Origin of the sequence: Methylophaga sp. UBA4204, from assembly GCF_002379485.1 — a bacterium.
Taxonomy (GTDB): domain Bacteria; phylum Pseudomonadota; class Gammaproteobacteria; order Nitrosococcales; family Methylophagaceae; genus Methylophaga.
Genome location: NZ_DFTU01000074.1, coordinates 22,021 through 22,392, shown reverse-complemented (window position 1 = coordinate 22,392; position 372 = coordinate 22,021). Strand labels below are relative to the sequence as shown.

Genomic DNA, 372 nt, shown 5'->3' with positions numbered 1-372 from the left:
GACCTTCAACATCAAAGCCTTGTTGTTTAAGTAACAACGCTGAAACAGAGGAGTCCACGCCGCCGGACAGACCGACAACTATTTTTTTGTGTTCAGACATAATTAATCAGTTAATAAATCAAGTGGATAGCGTTTTCCAGCGAGGTAATCCTGTAAACATTGCTCGACTAAAGGACTGCGAAACTGTGATCGACGCTGTTTGATAGTGTCAGCATCCAGCCAGACAGCCTGATGAATGTCAGTATCCAGTGGTCTATCCAGCTTTTCCCCCACGCTTCCGCTAAAACAGAAACGAATATAGGTATTTTCAGTTTGCTGATGTCGCCAGCGATAGATACCAATCAACGACTCAGGCGTAAATTGCCAGGCTGT

2 protein-coding genes are annotated in these 372 nt (G+C 44.6%); both read right to left on the bottom strand.

The window, feature by feature from the left end; translation table 11 throughout:
• Window positions 1-100: hypothetical protein (locus B3182_RS10810; RefSeq protein ID WP_292752728.1), on the bottom strand; the 100-nt coding region annotated here is incomplete at its 3' end.
• A 2-nt stretch (window positions 101-102) separates the two neighbouring features.
• Window positions 103-372: NUDIX hydrolase (locus B3182_RS10805; RefSeq protein WP_292752725.1), on the bottom strand; the 270-nt coding region annotated here is incomplete at its 5' end.